Below are 17,893 nucleotides of genomic sequence, written 5' to 3'. Positions count from 1 at the left end.
TACAGAAGTCCGGACGAGTTCGTTCCAGTTTCCTCGACGAGGGTTGACCAGGTGCACGACGAGGGTTGACCGGGTGTTGACCCACGGTTGGTACGGAGCCGGACTGCGGCCGCCGTCAGCGGGCATCCGCTCTGCATCGGGGCTCGTCGGAGCCCACCGGAAAAGGGGCGGAGATGGAAGTCGACGGCATCATCAGTGCCATCGTGATCGGCATCGTGATCGGTGTGCTGGGCCGGCTCGTGGTTCCGGGCCGTCAGCGCATCGGGATCCTGTGGACCATCCTGGTCGGCATCGTGGCCGCGCTCATCGGCTCGGCGATCGCCGGGGCCTTCGACGTGGCCGACACCGACGGCGTCGACTGGGTCGAGTGGCTCATCCAGATCGGTCTCGCCGCGGTCGGCGTGGCGGCGCTGGACCGCTCGAAGGCGCGCCGCTGACGGCCGTACCGAAGAACAGCGCCACTGACGGCCGTACCGAAGAACAACGCGGACGGTACGGAGGAACGGCACGGGTGGCAGCGCGGTGCGCCGGAGTCCGGCGCACCGCCGGCGTCACGGCGGCCATGGCGCCCCGCGCGGACCCAAATCCCGTTGCGGGCCCCAGGTCCCGGCGATTAGCTTCGACCGCTCGCCGACCTCCCTTCCGTGACGGAGACCCGCTTGTCCTTCCACCTCACCCCGCTCGCCGATCCCGAACCCGGTGCCGCCGGCCGCCGGCTGGCCTGGCTGGCCTCGGACGAGGACGGGGTTCCCCTCGGGTCCGCCTTCCTGCGGCTGTTCATGAAGGAGGGGCAGGAGCACCTGGCCGAGCTGAACCTCGCGGTGCACGGGGCCGAGCGGCGGCGGGGCATCGGCACCCGGCTCCTGGAGGCCGCCGTGGACGCGGCGAGGGCGGAGCGGCGGCGGTCGGTGATCGCCCAGGCGGTGCAGGGCTCCCCCGCCGACCTGTTCCTGGCCGCGCGCGGCTTCCGGCAGGTCCTGGCGCTCACCTACGCGCGGCTCGCACTGGCCGACCTGGACCACGCGGCTCTCGACGCTCTCGTCGAACTGCCGCACCCCGGTTACCGGTTGACCGCGTGGGAGGGCACTGTGCCCGAGAAGCTGGCGCGGTCGTTCGCCGACTCACGGCGCGCGATGGACGACATGCCGATGGAGGGCACGGACTTCGGGACGGTCGTGTGGGACGTGGAGCGGGTCGTCGCGGCGGCACAGGCCGTCGCGCGGCGCGGAGAGCTGCTGCACACCGTGGCCGCGGTGCACGAGGCCGACGGCAGTGTGGTCGGTTTCTCCGAACTGGTCGTCGGCGGCGACGGGTTGGGCGACGGACAGCACTACGGCACCGCCGTGCTGCCCGAGCACCGTGGCCGCGGGCTCGCCCGCTGGATGAAGGCCGCGTCCATCCGTCACGCCCGTGAACGGCACCCGCGACTCGCGGGGTTGTGCACCGACACCGCGGACAGCAACGCGCCGATGCTCGCCGTCAACGCCGCCCTCGGGTACGTCCCGACGCACAAGGCCCTGGAGTACCAGCTCGACCTGTGATCACCCGGCGGTCGCGGCCCGGAGCGCGGCCAGGCCGTCGCGGCCGGCGGGGTACGCGGGCGTCCAGCCCAGCTCCCGCTCGGCCTTCGCGGCGGACACCCGCATGCTCGACGAGAACATCGTGTGCGCGTAGGACAGCGGCCTGGTCGCCCACAGCGGTACGGCCATCGGCTTCGGCAGCCCGAACTCCTCTGCCACGCACAGCAGATGACCCCGGAATCCGATCGGCGTGCGGTCCATGACGTTGTACGCCTGCCCCGGCCGACCGTGTACGACGGCGGCGGCCACCGCGCGGCCCGCGTCGCTCAGTTCGACCCACGGCAGGACCCGGCCGCGGTCCGCGGGGGTGGGCAGCTGCCGCTTGCGCAGGAGTTCCAGGATGGTCTCGGTGCCGCCGGGGCCGTAGAAGGCGCCGAAGCGCAGCGCGATGCCCTCCAACCCGGGCGTGCCGAAGGTGAGTTGCTCTTTTGTCCGCATCCCCGCGAGGTGCCGTTCCAGCTCCGGGGTGGTGCCACGGGGGCCGTACTCGTCCTCCTCGGTGATCACCTGGTCGCCGAAGTCGCCGTAGCCGTATCCGAAGACCATCGACTCGGCGATGAAACGGCGGGCCCCGGTCAGCCGGGCGGCCTCGATCAGGTGCGCGGTGCCCTCGGTGCGCAGGGCGTCGGTGGCGTGCATGTCGCGGTGGCGCATCGGCGGCTTGCGCAGGGCGGTCGCCGCGTGGACGACCGTGTCGAAGTGCTGTCCGTCCACCGCGCGCAGCAGGGCGTCACGGTCCATGAGGTCGGCCCGGACGCCGTTGCCGACGCTCCGTCCGAGACCGGTGACCTTGTGGCCCGCGTCGGTGAGGGCCCGGGCGATGTGCCGCCCGAGGACGCCACTGGCGCCGGCGAGGAGGATGCTCTGGCTCTGGCCCCGCTCCGGGCTCCCGCCCTGCTCCCGGCTCTCGGCCTGCTCCCGGCTCTCGGCCTGCTCCCGGCTCTCGCCCCGCTGCTGGTTCTGGTTCGTCGTCATGCCGATGCGACGGATCGGGCGGCCCGGGATGTGACATCCGGGCGCACGACCTGCTCAGGGCCGGGGCTGGTACACGTGCGGCTGCGTCGTCGTCAGCGGTTCGAAGCCGAGGCGTTCCAGGATGGGGCGGCTGGTGGGCAGCGCGTCGACCTGGAGGTAGCGGTAGCCGCGGGCCACGGCGGCGCGGGCGCGGTGGGCGACCAGGGCCCGGTAGATGCCGCGGCCGCGCCAGCCCTCGACGGTGCCGCCGCCCCACAGGCCGGCGAACCGGGTGCCGGGCACCAGCTCCATCCGGGCCGCGCTGACCGGCTCGTCACCGGCGAGCGCGACGACCGCGACCACCGTCTCGGGGTCGTCGCGGAGCCGGGCGAGCAGCTGGTGCCGCAGCCGGGAGCTGTCGGTGCCGAACGCCTTCTCGTGGACGTCCGCCACGAGGTCGACGCCCGCCTGGTCGGTGACCGGGAGGAACCGGACGCCCTCGGGCGGATCGACGTCCAGGGAGAGGTCGGCGACCTCGGCGATCATCAGCGTCTCCTCGGGCTCGGGCGTGAATCCGGCCGATCTGAGTCGCTGTTCGAGGTCCACGGGCAGGTCGTGGCCGTACAGCTTCCACTCGAACTCGCGGCCGAGTCCGGTGTAGTACGCGACCTGGTCGGCGATCGCCCTGTCGGCGTTGGTCTCGTCCAGATCGGACCAGACGACGCCGTTCCAGCCCTGGTCGGCGGCGACCTGGCGGACCACCCGGCCGTCCCGCTCCACACGGGCACCGGGGCCGTCCGGCTGTGCGCCTTCGCGCATGTCCCGGTCGAAGAGCGCGAGTACCGCTACATGATCCATGGGCCCACTCCATCATCCGGGCGCCCGCGCGGCAATGGCGTTTACGGCCGCTCGGCCGCCGTTCGCACCGCCGTCAGGTAGGCGCTGAGCCGGTCGCGGTTGCGGGCCAGGCAGTCGATCCGGGCCTGGATGCGGTCGACGTGGGCCTCCAGCAGGGCGGCCGTCTCCGGGGTGAGGTGCTCGGGCGGCAGCAGGATCTCCTCGGGCCCCGACAGGTACGGCAGGATCGCGCGGATCATCTCCGTGGTCAGGCCCGAGTCCAGCAGTCCGCGGATCTGCTGCACGTCCCGGACCGCCGCCTCGCCGTAGTCGCGGTAGCCGTTGCCGGCGCGCTCGGGGGCGAGCAGGTCCTGCTCCTCGTAGTAGCGCAGCAGCCTGGTCGGGACGCCGGTACGGCGGGACAGTTCACCGATCCTCATGATGTCCTCCAGGGCCGCCCTTGCCTTCACACTGATGTGAAGGTCCGAGCATGGTCGCATGTCCACGACCTCCCCGGCCAAGGGCACAGCCCTGTCCGCGTCCGCGCCCCTGCCGTGGTCCGGGCTGCTCGCCCTGTCGACGGCCGCCTTCACCGCCGTACTGACCGAACTGCTGCCCGCGGGCCTGCTGCCGCGCATGGCCCCGGCGCTGGGCGTCTCCGAGGCCCGGGTCGGCTTCCTGGTCACCGGGTACGCGGTGGCGTCCTTCGCCGCCGCGATCCCGCTCACGGCGCTGCTGCGCGGGCTGCCGCGCCGGCCGGTGCTCGTGGGCACGCTGATCGGGTTCGCGGTGAGCAACGCGGTGGTCGCGCTGTCGTCGTCGTACGCGCTCACCTTCGGGGCGCGCCTCGTGGCCGGGTGCATGGGCGGGACGCTCTGGGCGATGCTCGCCGGCTGTGCGGCTCGGATGGTGCCGCCCGAGCGGCGCGGCCGGGCGATCGCGGTCGTCCTCGCCGGGATCACCCTCGCGCTGTCCCTGGGCGTTCCGGCCGGGACGGCGCTGGCCGAGGCGGTGGGCTGGCGTCCGGCCTTCGGGGCGCTGTCCGCGGTCGCGGTGCTGCTGGCCGGGTGGACCCACGCGCGCGTGCCCGGGTTTCCGGGTGAGGCGGCGCACGCGCGCGTGCCGCTCGCCCGGGTGGCCGTGCTGCCGGGCGTCCCCGCCGTGCTGTCCGTGACGCTGTTCCTCCTGGTGGGGCACCAGGTGATGTACACGTACGTCGCTCCGTTCGCGGCGTATGCCGGGTTCGGCCGTACGGGGCTGGTGCTGCTGCTGTTCGGGGTGGCCACGGTGCCGGGGATCTGGATCACCGGGGTGCTGGTGGACCGGTTTCCGCGGACGGCGCTGCTCGGCGCGCTGGGGCTGTGCGCGGCCGTGCTGCTGACGCTGGGCCTGGCCGCCGGGGTGCCCGGTGTGCTGCCGGTCGCGGTCGTCCTGTGGGGTCTCGCCTTCGGGGGTGCGCCGACGCTGATCCAGACGGCGCTGGTCGACGCCTCGGGGCCGGAGCGGGCGGACGTGGCCACCTCGTTGCAGACCACGGTGTACAACGCGGGGATCGCTGCGGGTTCGCTGACCGGGGGTGTGGTGCTGGCGGGCCCGGGAGCGGCGGCGCTGCCGTGGACCGCGCTGCCCTTGGTCGCGGTGGCCCTCGGGGTCGTGGCCTTGGGCAGGCGAAACGCGTTTCCGTCCAGGCGGCGGGGCTCCTAGGCTCGGGTGCATGGTCGTGAAGACAACCGAACTGCCGTATATCCGCCGCTGCGTCGAGCTGGCCGAGGAGGCGCTGGAGGCCGGGGACGAGCCGTTCGGCTCGGTCCTGGTGGGCGCCGACGGCGGGATCCTCGCCGAGGACCACAACCGCGTGGCCTCCGGCGACCGCACCCGGCACCCGGAGTTCGAGCTGGCCCGATGGTCGGCCGCCCACCTGACGCCCGAGGAGCGCGCGGCGGCGACCGTGTACACCTCCGGCGAGCACTGCCCGATGTGCGCGGCCGCGCACGCCTGGGTGGGCCTCGGCCGCATCGTGTACGTCGCCTCCTCCCAGCAACTCGCCGCTTGGCTGGGCGAGTTGGGTGTCCCGGCGCCACCGGTGCGGACCCTGTCGGTCGAAGAGATCGCCCCCGGGGTGGTCGTGGACGGCCCGGTGCCCGAGTTCACCGAGCGTGTACGGAAGTTGCACCACCGGTTCCACCGGCGCTGAGCCCGATCTCCCGGGATGCAGGCCGCCATCCGCGTGCATACGATCGAAAATGATCCAGGACCAGGTGGAAGACCCGGTTTCCTCCAGCGGCCAGTGGGGGGAGGCGCTCGCCCTTGCAGTCGGCACATCGGGCGATGGTCATCCATGTCGGGCTGGTCGCCGTCGCCACTCTCGTCTACATGACGGTGCCCGCCGCCCTCAGCCCCGTGTGGGCCGTGATCGGACTCGCCGGAGTGGGCGCCGTGCTCGCGGGCATCCGGCTCAACCGGCCCGCGCACCGCTGGCCCTGGTGGACGCTGGCGGCGGGCCTGCTCACCTTCATCGCCGGGGACACGTACTACAACGTCATGGAGGAGTACTTCCACGCCTCCAACCCCTTCCCCTCCCCCTCCGACGCCCTCTACCTCACCACCTATCCGCTCTTCGCCATAGGCCTGTCCGGCCTGATCCGCTACCGCTGGGCGGGCCACGACCTGCCCAGCCTCCTCGACGCGCTGATCGTGACGGCCGGTCTCGCGCTGCCCGTGTGGGTCTACCTGGTGCAGCCGCTCGCCGAGGTCGACGGCCTGACCTGGGAGCAGCGGGCCATCAGCATCGCCTACCCGCTCGGTGACGTGCTGGTCCTGGCCCTGCTGGCCCGGCTGCTCACCCCCAGCTCGGTCGAGGGGCCCAACCGGTCGGTCCAGCTGCTGGTGGTCGGCACGGTCACCCTGCTCGGCTTCGACATCGCCTACGGCATCCTCCAGCTCAACGCGATCTGGCAGGCGGGTACCGCGCTGGACGCCGGGTGGATCGTCTTCTACACGGCGTGGGGCCTGGCCGCGCTGCACTCCTCGATGACCGCGCTCACCGCCGCCCTGCCGCAGAAGCCGTCCCCGCTTCCGCCGCCGCACCGGCTCGTGATGCTGGCCGGGGTCACGCTCATCGCGCCGGGGATCCTCCTGTACGAGGCGGCCTCCCACAACCCCCACCACACGGCGGTGATCGCCGCCTTCTCCGCCCTGCTGTTCCTGCTCGTCATCCTGCGGCTGGCGGGCATGGTCGTGGCGCACCGGGGTGCGGTAGCCCGCGAGCTGGCCCTGCGCCGGGCGGCCGAGTCCCTGGTGTCTGCGATACGGCAGCAGGAGGTCGTGCGGTCCTGCGAGGAGGCCGTCGGCATGCTCCTGGGCCCAGCCGTCCCGCACCGGACCCTGGTGCTCTCCGCCGAGGAGGCGGCGCCGCTGCGCCCCCGGGAGGCCCGCCGGGTGGCCCCCGCCGCACTCGGGCCCGGAATCTCCTCCCGGCTGGACGGACTGCCGGCCGTCCAGGTGTGCCCCATGACCTCGCCCGACCGCCCGGCCACCCAGGACCCCGGCGTCCTGCTGGTCGCCGGTCCCCCGCAGGCGCTCACGGAGACGCACGGCTCCCTGGAGATCCTCGCCTCCCACGCCGGGCTCGCCATGGAACGGGTCCTGCTGCGCCAGGAGGTGATCCGTCGGGAGAGCGAGGCCTATTTCCGCACCCTGGTCCGCAACACCTCCGACGTCATCCTGATCCTGGAGGACGACGACACCATCCGGTACGCCAGCCCCTCCGCCGCCGCCGTCTTCGGCACCGCGGACCTCGTCGGCGCCTGTCTGCCGGACCTGGTGGATCCCCGGGACCGGGCCCGGGCGGTCCGCGAGCTGACCGCCGTACGCGACAACGGGCCGCAGGGCTCCCACGACCACTGGTGGGTCCGGCACCGGGCCGGCCGGGTGGAGGTGGAGGTGCGGTGCAGCGACTTCCGGGACGAGCGGACCGTGGCGGGGCTCGTGGTCACCCTGCGCGATGTGACCGAGCAGCGCAGGCTGGAGCACGAGCTGACCCAGCGGGCCTTCCACGACTCGCTCACCGGCCTGCCCAACCGGACGCTGCTTCTGGAGCGGATCGAGCGTGCGCTGCTGCGCGGTCGCCGCGAGTCGTCCCTGACCTGTCTGCTCTTCATCGACCTCGACGACTTCAAACAGGTCAACGACACGATGGGGCACTCGGCCGGCGACCATCTGCTCGTCGACGTGGGCAACCGGCTGACCCGGACCCTCAGGCGCACCGACACGGCGGCCCGGCTCGGCGGCGACGAGTTCGCCGTACTGATGGAGGACGCGCGGGAGCCGCTCGACGCCGAACTCCTCGCGGCGCAGGTGGTGCAGGCACTGACCAGGCCGTTCGTGCTCGGTGACGAGTCGGTGAGCCTGTCGGCCAGCGTGGGGGTGGCCACGGCCCGCGACAGCACCGACGCGGAGGAACTGCTCGGCCACGCCGACCTCGCGCTGTACGCGGCCAAGGCGGCCGGGAAACGGCAGTGGCGGCGCTTCCTCCCGATGCTGCGCGCCCGCATGGTCGAGCGGCACGATCTGCAGAGCCGGCTCGCCCGGGCGGTCGCCGCGCAGGAGTTCGCGCTGCGCTACCAGCCGGTCGTGGACATCGACGCGGGCGAGGTGGTCGGGTTCGAGGCGCTGGTGCGCTGGCCGCGGGCCCCGCACCGGCCCGTCTCGCCGGAGCAGTTCATCACGCTCGCCGAGGAGACCGGGCACATCGCGCCGCTGGGCTCGTGGGTGCTGGAGAACGCCGTCGGTGACGTCGCCGGCCTGCAGCAGCTGCCGGGGCCGGCGAAGGCGCCGTACGTGAGCGTGAACGTGTCGGCCCGCCAGTTCCGCGACGCCGGGTTCCTCGACCAGGTCGGACGGGCCCTGCGGACACCGGGGCTCGCCCCGGGCTCCCTTCAGCTGGAACTCACCGAGACGCTGCTGCTGCGCCGGGACGCGCAGATCCAGTCGGTGCTCGAGTCCCTGAAGGACCTGGGGGTGCACATCGCGGTCGACGACTTCGGTACCGGGTTCTCCTCGCTGCGCTATCTGCGGGACTTCCCCATCGACGTACTGAAGATCGACAAGACGTTCATCGACGGCATCACGCACGACGCCCAGCAGGTCGCCCTCGTCGAGGGCATCGTCCGCATCGCCGACACCCTGGGCCTCCAGGTGATCGCGGAGGGCATCGAGGAGCCGGCCCAGCGGGACATGCTGGCCGGCATGGGCTGCCGGTTCGGGCAGGGCTTCCTGTTCGCCCGGCCGATGACGGTGGAACAGAGCGAGCGGGCGCTGCGGCAGGGCGGCGGGCGCTTCGCGCCGGGTTTCACCACCACGAGCGGGCGTTCGGTCCGCCGTTCCCCGCCGTCGGCCGCCGCCGAGAAGCGCACGGCGGGCCTCGAGCACCTGCGGCGCACCAGTCCGATGAGCGACGCGGTGATCGACGAGGTGCGCGGGCGCCGGATCCGCAGCGGCGGCCAGTGGCTGACCGACTTCGCGTCCTGCAACTACCTCGGCTTCGACTGGGACCCGGAGATCGCGGCCCGTATCCACCCCGAGATACGCCGGTGGGGCACCCACCCCAGCTGGTCGCGGCTGCTGGGCAGTCCGCGGCTGTACCCGGTGCTGGAGGAGCGGCTCGCCGCACTGCTGGGCGCCCCGGACACCCTGCTGCTGCCGACCCTGACCCTCATCCACGCCTCGGTGATCCCGGTCCTGGCCGACGGCGGACATGTCTTCGTCGAGGCGAGCGCGCACCGGACGGTGTACGACGGCTGCGTGGTCGCCCGTGGCCAGGGCGCCACCCTGCACCGCTTCCACGCCGAGCGCCCCGAGGAACTGGACGCGCTGCTCTCCTCGGTGCCGGCACGCACCACCCGCCTGGTCTGCCTGGACGGCGTCAACAGCATGACCGGCAACCTTCCCGACCTGCCGGTGCTGGCCGCGCTGTGCCGGGACCGGGGCGCCACGCTGTACGTCGACGACGCGCACGGCTTCGGTGTGATCGGGGAGCGCACGCCGGACGAGCCGTGTCCGTACGGCCGGCGCGGCAACGGCGTGGTGCGGCACACCGGGGAGTCGTACGACGGGATCGTGATGGCCGGCGGTTTCTCCAAGGCGTACTCGTCCCTGCTGGCCTTCCTCGCGGTGCCCACCGATCTGAAGAACCGCCTCAAGACGAGCGCGGCCCCCTACCTGTACTCGGGCCCCTCCCCCACCGCGTCGCTGGCCACCGCGCTGGCCGGGCTCGACGTCAACGAGCGCCGGGGGGACGCGCTGCGGGCCGACATGTACCGCAAGACCGTGCGGGTGCTCGACCATCTCGCCGACCTCGACGTGCACACCTTCAACACCGACCGGCTGCCCATCCTGGAGATCCCGCTGGGGGATCCGGCCGACCTCGACGCGGTCGGCGCGTTCCTGTGGGAGGAGGGCATCTACGTGACGCTCGCCGCCCATCCGCTCGTGCCGCGCGACCGGGTCGGCTTCCGGGTGCAGATCACGGCCCTCAACTCCGACGACGACATCGACCGGCTGAACGGCACGCTGACCGCGCTGTCGAAGCGGTTCCGGCTGCGGCCGAGGCAATGAGGGGGTGAGACGGAGATGCTGACGCACAACGACGACGTGGACTGGGACCGCTGGCCGGTCGCCGACTATCTCGCCGAGAACTACCGGGACGTGCATCCCTCCGACGCGGAGGTCATCGCCCACCACTCGGCGTTCTACCGGCGCCTTCCGCCGGGCGGTGTGGCGCGCTCGGTGGAGTTCGGTGCCGGGCCGAACCTGTATCCGCTGATCCTCGCGTCGGCGGCGAGCCGCCAGGTGGACGCGGTCGAGGCGGGCGCGGGCAACGTGGCGTATCTGCGCCGGCAGATCGTCTGCGGGCCCGACGCGAGCTGGCTGCCCTTCCACGCGCTGTGCCGGCGGCTCAATCCCGCGCTGCCGAGGACCCTCGCGGGGTCGCTGGCGCAGGTGCGGGTGGTCCACGCGGACGTCCGCGATCTGGAGCCCGGCGGGTACGAGCTGGCGTCGATGCACTTCGTCGCCGAGGGCGCCACGGAGGACTTCGCCGAGTTCACGGAGTTCTGCCGGGCCTTCGTGCGCTGTGTGGTCCCGGGCGGGCTCCTGGTCGCCGCGTTCATGGAGAACATGCCGACCTACCGCATCGGCCCGACCTCGACCTGGCCGGGCTGCCCGGTGAACCCGGAGACGGTCGGGGAGGTCTTCGCCCCCCTCACCCGCCGGCTCACCCTCACCCACGTCGCCCCCGACCCGACCCTCCCGGACTACGGGGACTCCGGGATGGTGCTGCTGACGGGGGTGGCGGGGGCTGACGGGCGGGGTTGAGGGGGCCGGGGTGAGCGGGCCGGGTGAACGGGCCCGGGTAAGCAGGCCGGCCCGGGTGAGCGGGCCGAGGGTGGCCGGGTGGCCGGCCGGCGGGGGATTCCGTCCGTGCCGTGTCAGTGGGTGACTCGTGGGCGGGACCGGCGGTAGACCGCGGCTCCGGCGAGCACCAGCGCGGCGCTGCCCAGGGCGGCGGGCAGGATCTGGTCCGCGCCGGTGTGGGCGAGGGCGGGCCCGGTGTCCGAGGGGACGTGGGGTGCCGGGCGCGGGCCGGGGTGGTGCTTCGCCGGGGTGTGCGGTGCGGGTCCCGCGGGCGCCGGGGCCTCGGGGTGGTCGCCGGCACCATTCACGGACTCGTTGCCGACCGACGTGTTGCCGATGCCCACCACGTTCACGGAGTTCCCGCTCACGTTGACCGGGAGGTGGGCCGGGAGCCGTACCCCGTTGCCGGACAGCAGGCCCGGTGAGTCCGTGGTGTCACCCTCGGCCCGCGCCCCGCCGCCCGCCACGCGACCACCGGCCGCGGCCCCGCCGGTGTCCTCGTTGCCGCAGCTGTTGCCCACGGCGGGGTTGAGGAGCCCCACCACGTCGACGGTGTTCCCGCACACGTTCACCGGGACGTGCACCGGGAGCTGCACCGCGTTGCCGGAGAGCAGCCCCGGCGAGCCCGCCGCGGCTCCGTCCGCCGCGCCGCCGGCATGGGCCGGCATCGTCACGGCCATCGCCCCGGACGCGGCGGCGACGGCGATCACGCCGTTTCGGGTAACCCGTCTCATCGGTTCCTGCCTTCCAGACATGGACGCGGGCACTCACCCGCACCGCGTAAAACGCAGGCGAACCATCAGAGTTATGGCTAATCGGCCTTTCACCCCATCGAGCGACATGGTTGTCGAACCTGCGGCAAAACCGACGCACGGGCACCGAGCGGCATCGAGCGGGCACAGGGTAGGGCCATCCATGATCCCGTTCCTCCGGAGGCGGCCGGGCAAAGGGCCGCATATCGTGATCGAGGGCGCCGATGGGCGTCCTTGGAGGCATGGATGCTCGCCAAGGTGACGAGGCGACGGTGCGCGCTCTCGGGCGCCGTGGGCCTGGCCCTGCTCGGCGCCGGGCTGCCGGCGACGGCCGCGGACGGCTCGGGGCCGGACCTGTCGCGCTTCTACCACCAGAAGATCCGCTGGTCGAAGTGCGTGGGCATGGAGGCCCCCAAGGACCTCCAGTGCGGCAAGGTCACCGTCCCCGTCGACTACGCCCACCCGCGCGCCGGCACCCTCGACCTGGCGCTCGCCCGCTACAGGTCCACGGCCAAGCACAAGCACGGCTCGGTGGTGCTGAACTTCGGGGGTCCCGGGGGCGCGGGCGTGCCCGAACTCGCGGCCGGCGGCGACGACTTCATGGACCTCACCGACGAGTACGACGTGGTGTCCTTCGATCCGCGCGGAGTGGGCCGGTCCTCCCCGGTCAGCTGCGGCGAGGGCACCGACGAGGCGCTGCGGGCCACCGACGACGACACGGCACTCGCCAAGGACCCGCGGGACGTGCTCGGAAGACTGCGCAAGGCAGCCGCCCAGTGCGCGAAACATTCCGGGCCCGTGCTCCCGCACATCGGCACGGTGAACGTCTCCCGCGACCTGGACGTCATGCGCCAGGCCCTCGGCGACAAGAAGCTCAACTACCTCGGTTTCTCCTACGGCAGCCGGCTGGGCGCGGTGTACGCGGCCCAGTTCCCCGAGAAGGTGGGCCGGCTGGTGCTCGACGGTGTCGACACCCTCACCGAGCCGGTGTCCGAGCAGGGAGTGGCCGGCGCCGCCGGACAGCAGACGGCGCTGGAGGACTTCATCGACTGGTGCGTGAAGGACATCGCCTGCCCGTTCGGCACGGACGCACGCGGTGCGCGGGAGCAGGTCGTACGGCTGGTGGCGTCCCTGGACGCGGATCCGGTGCCGACCGACTTCGGGCCCGCCTTCACCGGCCAGGACCTGGTGGGCGCGATCAGCCAGGCCCTCTACAGCGAGGAGCTGTGGCCGTCTCTGGAGCGGGCGCTCGCCGAACTGGTGGAGGACGGCGACACCACGGGCGTCCTCGCCTTCGCGGGCGGCGGATCCGGTTTCCTGACCCGTGCCCGTCCGCCCTCCGACGACCCGACGAACAGTCCGCTCGCCGACATCGAGGACATCCCGTTCGACAATCTTCCGGCGGCGCTGATGGCGGTCAACTGCGCGGACGATCCCGACCGCCCCGGCGCCGACCGGATCACCCGGGACCTGACCCGGCTGCGGGCCGCCTACGAGCAGGCGTCGCCCGTCTTCGGCCGCTACCGGCTCACCGAGTACCTGATGTGCTACGGCCGCCCCAAGGGCACCGACTACATCCGCGAGAAGGTGCGGGACGTCCGTACGCCGAAGATGCTGCTCGTCGGCACCCGCGGCGACCCGGCGACGCCGTACCGCTGGGCCGTGGAGACCGCGGAGCGCCTCGGCGACTCGGCCGTGGTCCTCGACAACAAGGGCGAGGGCCACACCGGTTACGGCTCCTCCTCGTGCGTGCACCGCAAGGTCGACGACTTCCTGCTGTACGGCACGCTGCCACCGGACGGCAGCTCCTGCGGCCCCGAACGCGACGACTGAGGAACGCCCGCTCAGGGCCTGCGGTCGATCGCCGGGCGGCCGTCAGAAGTCCACCGGGTCCCGCACGATCGGGCAGGTCATGCAGTGGCCGCCGCCGCGCCCGCGCCCGAGTTCCGCGCCGACGATGGTGACGACCTCGATGCCGGCCTTGCGCAGCAGGGTGTTGGTCTGGGTGTTGCGGTCGTAGGTGAAGACCACGCCGGGTTCGAGGGCGACGGCGTTGTTGCCGCTGTCCCACTGCTGGCGTTCGGAGGCGTACACGTCCCCGCCGGTCTCCACGACCCTCAGCTCCGGCAGCCCGAGCGCCTTGGCGACGACGTCGACGAAGGCCGCCCGTCCCTCGTCGACGACCTCGAAGCCGGGAGCCTTGTCGGAGGGGTGCAGGGAGAAGGTGTGGACGGCCTCCATGATGGCCGGGTACAGGGTCACCAGGTCGCGGTCGGCGAAGGTGAAGACGGTGTCCAGGTGCATCGCGGAGCGCAGCTTGGGCATGCCGGCGACGATCACCTGCCCGGCGGTGCCGTTCTCGAACAGGGCGGCGGCCACCTGGGTGATCGCCTGCCGCGAGGTCCGCTCGCTCATGCCCATCAGCACCACGCCGTTGCCGACCGGCATGATGTCGCCGCCCTCGAACGTGGCCTGCCCCCAGTCGCGTTCGGGGTCGCCCCACCAGACGGTGGAGCCCGCGAAGTCGGGGTGGAAGGTGTAGACGGCCTTCATCAGCAGCGTCTCGTCGTGCCGGGCGGGCCAGTACAGCGGGTTGAGGGTGAGACCGCCGTAGAGCCAGCAGGTGGTGTCGCGGGTGTAGAGCGTGTTGGGCAGCGGCGGCATCAGGTACTCGCGCACTCCGGTCGACTCGCGGGCCAGGGCGATGTGGCCGGAGCGGTACTCCTCGGGCAGGTCGGTGGTGGCCAGGCCGCCGATCAGGTACCGGGCGAGCTGGTCCGGTTCGAGGGTCTCCAGATAGGCGCGGGTGTCGTCGACGAGGCCGAGCCCGACCTCGCCCGCCACGATCTTGCGGTCCAGGAGCCAGTCCCTGGCCCCGGGGACCGCCATGGTCCGCGCCAGCAGGTCGTGCAGCTCGACGACGTCCACGTCCCGCTCCCGCAGCTTGTTGACGAAGTCGGCGTGGTCGCGCTGGGCGTTCTCCACCCACATCACGTCGTCGAAGAGGAGGTCGTCGGAGTTGGTCGGGGTGAGCCTGCGGTGGGCGAGGCCGGGCGCGCAGACCAGCACCTTGCGCAGCCTGCCGACCTCGGAGTGGACGCCGTATGCGGTACTGGTCACGAGGTGCACCTTTCCGAGACTTGCCGAGGTCAGAGGCTGATCCAGCCGACCGCCAGGGCGACGATCCCGAGGACCGCGCCGGCGACCGAGACGGCGAGGATGACGAACTCCCGGGGGGAGAAGGGCCGTCGGCCCTGTTCTCGTCTGGCCATCACGAACAGCACGGTCGCGGGGGCGTAGACGATGAAGGAGACGAGGACGAACTTCAGGCCCGCCGCGTAGATGAGGAACGCGGTGTAGAGCGTGGCGAGGACGGCCACCACCAGTTCGCCCCGGACCCCGACCCGCACGGCGAACGCCGCTGCCAGCAGGAACGGGATCAGGGTCAGCGCGCTGGTCAGGTCGAGGGCGAAGTTGAAGGCGTCGTCGGAGAACAGGGTGACGACGAGGAAGACCTGGCTGAGCAGGGTGCTCATCACCAGTGCGGGTACGGGTACGTCCGCCGCGGTCGAGCGCTTCAGGAACCGGGGCATGTCGTCGTCCTTGGCCGCCACGAACAGCACTTCTGCGGCCATGAGCGTCCACGCGAGATAGGCGCCGAGGACGGACACGATCAGCCCGACGCTGACGAAGACCTTGCCCCAGGTGCCGACCGCGTGCTCCAGGACGCCCGCCATGGAGGGCTGGCGCAGCTCGGCGATCTCGCTCATCGGCATGATGCCGTACGACACGATGGTCACCGAGGCGAAGATCGCGAAGACGCTGAGGAAGCCGAGGACGGTGGCCCTGCCGACGTCCTCGCGGCGGCGCGCGTGCCGGGAGTAGACGCTGGCGCCCTCGACTCCCAGGAACACGAAGACCGTCGCCAGCATGGTGCCCTTGACCTGCTGGAACAGTGAGCCCGCGTAGTCGGCGCCGCCGAAGTTGTCGGCGAACACCGAGGGTTTCAGGTAGAAGAGCGCGAGGATCACGAAGAAGACGATCGGCACGACCTTGGCGACGGTGACGATCCGGTTGATCGCGGCGGCCTCCTTCACGCCCCGGCTGATGAGCGCGAAGAACAGCCACAGTCCGGCCGAGGAGAGCACCACCGCGAGGACGGTGTCGCCCTCGCCGAGCGCGGGGGCGAGGGTGCCGATCGTCGACATGATCAGCACCCAGTACGTCACGTTGCCGACGCAGGCGCTCGCCCAGTAGCCGAACGCCGAGAAGAAGCCCAGGTATTCACCGAAGCCCGCCTTCGCGTACGCGTACACACCGGCGTCTAGGTCGGGCCTGCGGACGGCCAGGTTCTGGAAGACGAAGGCCAGCATCAGCATGCCGGTACCGGCGACGAGCCAGGCGATGAGCGCTCCGGCCACGCCCGTCTCCTGCGCGAACCGGCTGGGCAGGGAGAAGACACCGGCGCCGACCATGGATCCGACGACCATGGTGGTCAGTGTCGGGAGGCTCAGTTTCGCGGTGGTGGTGGACGCCTGGGTTTCGGTGTCGTTCTTTGCCATGAGATCATCACGTTAACAACGGAATACCCTGAATGCCCGATCAAGTTGCCCCAAATGCCTGATCGGTCGATCGGTCCTATGGTGCTGTTATGGAGCACGCACTCAGCCCTGCGACCCTCTCCGAACTGCGCCGACCGCGCACCTATCCGGCGGTGTCGGTCCTGACGCCGACGCACCGCCGCGAACCCGAGAACAGCCAGGATCCGGTCCGGCTGCGCAATGTGGTGGCCGAGGCCAAGAAGCAGCTGGAGAACGACCCGGCGGTCCCACGCGAGCGGCGCATCGACGTCGCCCGGCAGCTCGATCAGGCCCTCACCGAGGTCGACCTGGCGCACGCCGAGGACGGTCTGGTGATCTTCGCCGCACCGGGCGAGCACCAGGTGTGGTCCCTGGCCCGTGCCGTACCGGAGCGGGTGGTGCTCTCGGACACCTTCCTGACCCGCAACCTCGTCTCCGCGCAGGCCTCCGAGCGCCCGTTCTGGGTGCTGTCGGTCTCCGCCGACCGTGCCACGCTGTGGAACGGCGGTGTCGACCGGGTCACCGAGCACCACGCGGGCGGATTCCCGCTGACCAGGACCCGCGAGAACTTCGACGCCGAGCGCCTGGAGCGGATCGGCGACATGCCGAGCACCTTCCGGGACGAGGGCACACGCCACTTCCTGCGGGACGCCGACACCGCGATGGCGGGACTCCTGCGGAACGACCCGCGCCCGCTCTACGTCACCGGCGAGACCGCGGCGCTGTCCGCGCTGGACGACGTCGGCAGTGTCACCAAGGACGCGGTGCACGTCCCGCACGGCGGGCTCGCGCACGGCACTCCGGACGCGGTGTGGCAGGCGGTCCGGCCGCTGGTTGCCGCGGAGGCCCGCAAGAGCACCGACGCGGTGACCCGCGAGCTCGAATCGGCGCGCGGGCGACGGGCGTTCGCTGCCGGTGTCGACGAGATCTGGCAGAGCGCCCGGGAGGGCCGGGTACGCCTGCTGGCCGTCGAGGAGAACTACCGGGTCACGGTCCGCGACGACGGCGGCGACCATCTGGTGCCGGCCGAGAGCGGCGACCTCGACGCCCGCGAGGACATCGTGGACGAGATCGTCGAGCAGTGCCTGGAGACCGGTGCCGACGTCCGCTTCGTACCGGACGGCACGCTGGACGGGGCCGACGGCATCGCGGGAGTGCTGCGGTACTGATTCACACGCTCCCGAAGAGCGCGCTGAGCCCCTGCTCGACAGCCTCACCGAGGTCCTCCTGTCCCTCGCCGACCACGGCGTAGGTCCGCAGCAGGAAGCGGCGCAGGGTGGGCGTGTCGAACTGGAGGAGGGCCAGGCCGTACGGCGAGTGGAACTCCACGACCGTGATGCCCCCGCCGCACGGCCAGATGTGCACGTCCCCGCCGCCGGCCGGGCCGCGCAGCCCCTCCTCCAGCAGGGCGCGGGCGAAGGTCCAGGTCGCCGCCTGTCCGTCCAGGCACACCTCGGGCGGGAAGTCGACACACATGGCCAGCGGGTCGCTGGAGCTGTAGCGCAGGGTCGCGGGGACGTGCAGTTCCCGGTTCTCCGCGGTGATCAGACGGGCGCGGGCGGGCTGCTCGAAGGTCGTGTCCATGTTCTTAGGAGCTCGCAGGCGGCCTTTGCATTACGCCGGAGCACAGGTGATTTTGTGTGATGTGCATCACATTCGCACCGTCAGGTCCTGCCCACCTGTGCCAAACTCCCTAGAACACAGGGCCGTCGAACACACAAATGAACACCGGGTCGACCATCCCGACGACCCGCCAAGTCATGTAGGGAACCTACGA

15 protein-coding genes are annotated in these 17,893 nt (G+C 71.9%); 8 read left to right on the top strand and 7 right to left on the bottom strand.

The window, feature by feature from the left end:
- Positions 1-173: 173 nt before the first annotated feature.
- Both OHN19_RS40310 and OHN19_RS40305 read left to right on the top strand, forming a co-directional pair.
- Positions 174-437, top strand: coding sequence for a GlsB/YeaQ/YmgE family stress response membrane protein (locus tag OHN19_RS40310; RefSeq protein WP_330268960.1), 264 nt, complete (start codon positions 174-176; stop codon positions 435-437).
- Positions 438-659: 222 nt separating this feature from the next.
- Entirely contained in the window at positions 660-1,541 is an 882-nt protein-coding gene (locus OHN19_RS40305; protein ID WP_330269824.1) for a GNAT family N-acetyltransferase, read from the top strand.
- Here the strand turns inward: OHN19_RS40305 and OHN19_RS40300 are convergent, their stop codons facing one another.
- From OHN19_RS40300 to OHN19_RS40290, 3 genes are read right to left on the bottom strand one after another with little or no spacing between them, the layout of a single operon-like run.
- The gene (locus OHN19_RS40300; protein WP_330268959.1) at positions 1,542-2,555 is read right to left on the bottom strand and encodes an NAD(P)-dependent oxidoreductase; all 1,014 of its coding nucleotides are present in this window, start codon (positions 2,553-2,555) and stop codon (positions 1,542-1,544) included. It lies immediately after the preceding gene.
- 54 nt (positions 2,556-2,609) lie between these two features.
- Positions 2,610-3,392: a GNAT family N-acetyltransferase gene (locus tag OHN19_RS40295; RefSeq protein WP_330268958.1), complete on the bottom strand. Its 783-nt coding sequence runs from the start codon at positions 3,390-3,392 to the stop codon at positions 2,610-2,612.
- A gap of 41 nt (positions 3,393-3,433) precedes the next feature.
- The gene (locus OHN19_RS40290; protein WP_330268957.1) at positions 3,434-3,811 is read right to left on the bottom strand and encodes a MerR family transcriptional regulator; all 378 of its coding nucleotides are present in this window, start codon (positions 3,809-3,811) and stop codon (positions 3,434-3,436) included.
- Between the two features lie 58 nt (positions 3,812-3,869).
- Here OHN19_RS40290 and OHN19_RS40285 point away from each other — a divergent pair, with 58 nt between their 5' ends.
- From OHN19_RS40285 to OHN19_RS40270, 4 genes are all read left to right on the top strand, one after another.
- A complete protein-coding gene (locus OHN19_RS40285; protein ID WP_330268956.1) occupies positions 3,870-5,075 on the top strand; it encodes an MFS transporter in 1,206 nt (401 codons plus the stop codon).
- A gap of 10 nt (positions 5,076-5,085) precedes the next feature.
- Positions 5,086-5,565 (top strand): nucleoside deaminase, encoded by a 480-nt coding sequence (locus tag OHN19_RS40280; protein ID WP_330268955.1) that lies wholly within the window; start codon positions 5,086-5,088, stop codon positions 5,563-5,565.
- A gap of 134 nt (positions 5,566-5,699) precedes the next feature.
- The gene (locus OHN19_RS40275; protein ID WP_330269823.1) at positions 5,700-9,986 is read left to right on the top strand and encodes an aminotransferase class I/II-fold pyridoxal phosphate-dependent enzyme; all 4,287 of its coding nucleotides are present in this window, start codon (positions 5,700-5,702) and stop codon (positions 9,984-9,986) included.
- Positions 9,987-10,001: 15 nt separating this feature from the next.
- Complete coding sequence (locus OHN19_RS40270) at positions 10,002-10,745, top strand: class I SAM-dependent methyltransferase (protein ID WP_330268954.1); 744 nt, start codon at positions 10,002-10,004, stop codon at positions 10,743-10,745.
- 113 nt (positions 10,746-10,858) lie between these two features.
- Here OHN19_RS40270 and OHN19_RS40265 read toward each other — a convergent pair whose 3' ends face one another.
- On the bottom strand, positions 10,859-11,494 hold the full coding sequence (locus OHN19_RS40265) for a chaplin (RefSeq protein ID WP_419249709.1): 636 nt from the start codon (positions 11,492-11,494) through the stop codon (positions 10,859-10,861).
- A 288-nt stretch (positions 11,495-11,782) separates the two neighbouring features.
- Between OHN19_RS40265 and OHN19_RS40260 the strand changes: the two genes are divergently transcribed.
- Complete coding sequence (locus OHN19_RS40260; RefSeq protein WP_330268952.1) at positions 11,783-13,369, top strand: alpha/beta hydrolase; 1,587 nt, start codon at positions 11,783-11,785, stop codon at positions 13,367-13,369.
- 42 nt (positions 13,370-13,411) lie between these two features.
- On the opposite strand, the gene OHN19_RS40255 is transcribed toward OHN19_RS40260, so the two are convergent.
- The gene (locus OHN19_RS40255; protein ID WP_391197231.1) at positions 13,412-14,656 is read right to left on the bottom strand and encodes an arginine deiminase; all 1,245 of its coding nucleotides are present in this window, start codon (positions 14,654-14,656) and stop codon (positions 13,412-13,414) included.
- A gap of 29 nt (positions 14,657-14,685) precedes the next feature.
- A complete protein-coding gene (locus OHN19_RS40250) occupies positions 14,686-16,098 on the bottom strand; it encodes a basic amino acid/polyamine antiporter (protein ID WP_330268950.1) in 1,413 nt (470 codons plus the stop codon).
- A gap of 89 nt (positions 16,099-16,187) precedes the next feature.
- Here OHN19_RS40250 and OHN19_RS40245 point away from each other — a divergent pair, with 89 nt between their 5' ends.
- The gene (locus OHN19_RS40245) at positions 16,188-17,285 is read left to right on the top strand and encodes a chemotaxis protein (RefSeq protein WP_330268949.1); all 1,098 of its coding nucleotides are present in this window, start codon (positions 16,188-16,190) and stop codon (positions 17,283-17,285) included.
- Between the two features lies 1 nt (position 17,286).
- Here OHN19_RS40245 and OHN19_RS40240 read toward each other — a convergent pair whose 3' ends face one another.
- Positions 17,287-17,700: an SsgA family sporulation/cell division regulator gene (locus tag OHN19_RS40240; protein WP_330268948.1), complete on the bottom strand. Its 414-nt coding sequence runs from the start codon at positions 17,698-17,700 to the stop codon at positions 17,287-17,289.
- Between the last annotated feature and the right edge of the window lie 193 nt (positions 17,701-17,893).

It is taken from the genome of Streptomyces griseorubiginosus, from assembly GCF_036345115.1.
GTDB classification, from domain to species: domain Bacteria; phylum Actinomycetota; class Actinomycetes; order Streptomycetales; family Streptomycetaceae; genus Streptomyces; species Streptomyces griseorubiginosus_C.
The sequence above is the reverse complement of the archived record's forward strand: the minus strand, read 5'-3'. Positions and strand labels throughout refer to the sequence as shown.

Bases quoted from the DNA above. Each gene is read 5' to 3' on its own strand.
- OHN19_RS40295 (WP_330268958.1), bottom strand. From the start codon at position 3,392: ATGGATCATGTAGCGGTACTCGCGCTCTTCGACCGGGACATGCGCGAA.
- OHN19_RS40275 (WP_330269823.1), top strand. From the start codon at position 5,700: ATGGTCATCCATGTCGGGCTGGTCGCCGTCGCCACTCTCGTCTACATG.
- OHN19_RS40285 (WP_330268956.1), top strand. From the start codon at position 3,870: ATGTCCACGACCTCCCCGGCCAAGGGCACAGCCCTGTCCGCGTCCGCG.
- OHN19_RS40245 (WP_330268949.1), top strand. From the start codon at position 16,188: ATGGAGCACGCACTCAGCCCTGCGACCCTCTCCGAACTGCGCCGACCG.
- OHN19_RS40270 (WP_330268954.1), top strand. From the start codon at position 10,002: ATGCTGACGCACAACGACGACGTGGACTGGGACCGCTGGCCGGTCGCC.
- OHN19_RS40250 (WP_330268950.1), bottom strand. From the start codon at position 16,098: ATGGCAAAGAACGACACCGAAACCCAGGCGTCCACCACCACCGCGAAA.
- OHN19_RS40310 (WP_330268960.1), top strand. From the start codon at position 174: ATGGAAGTCGACGGCATCATCAGTGCCATCGTGATCGGCATCGTGATC.
- OHN19_RS40290 (WP_330268957.1), bottom strand. From the start codon at position 3,811: ATGAGGATCGGTGAACTGTCCCGCCGTACCGGCGTCCCGACCAGGCTG.
- OHN19_RS40280 (WP_330268955.1), top strand. From the start codon at position 5,086: ATGGTCGTGAAGACAACCGAACTGCCGTATATCCGCCGCTGCGTCGAG.
- OHN19_RS40300 (WP_330268959.1), bottom strand. From the start codon at position 2,555: ATGACGACGAACCAGAACCAGCAGCGGGGCGAGAGCCGGGAGCAGGCC.
- OHN19_RS40240 (WP_330268948.1), bottom strand. From the start codon at position 17,700: ATGGACACGACCTTCGAGCAGCCCGCCCGCGCCCGTCTGATCACCGCG.
- OHN19_RS40260 (WP_330268952.1), top strand. From the start codon at position 11,783: ATGCTCGCCAAGGTGACGAGGCGACGGTGCGCGCTCTCGGGCGCCGTG.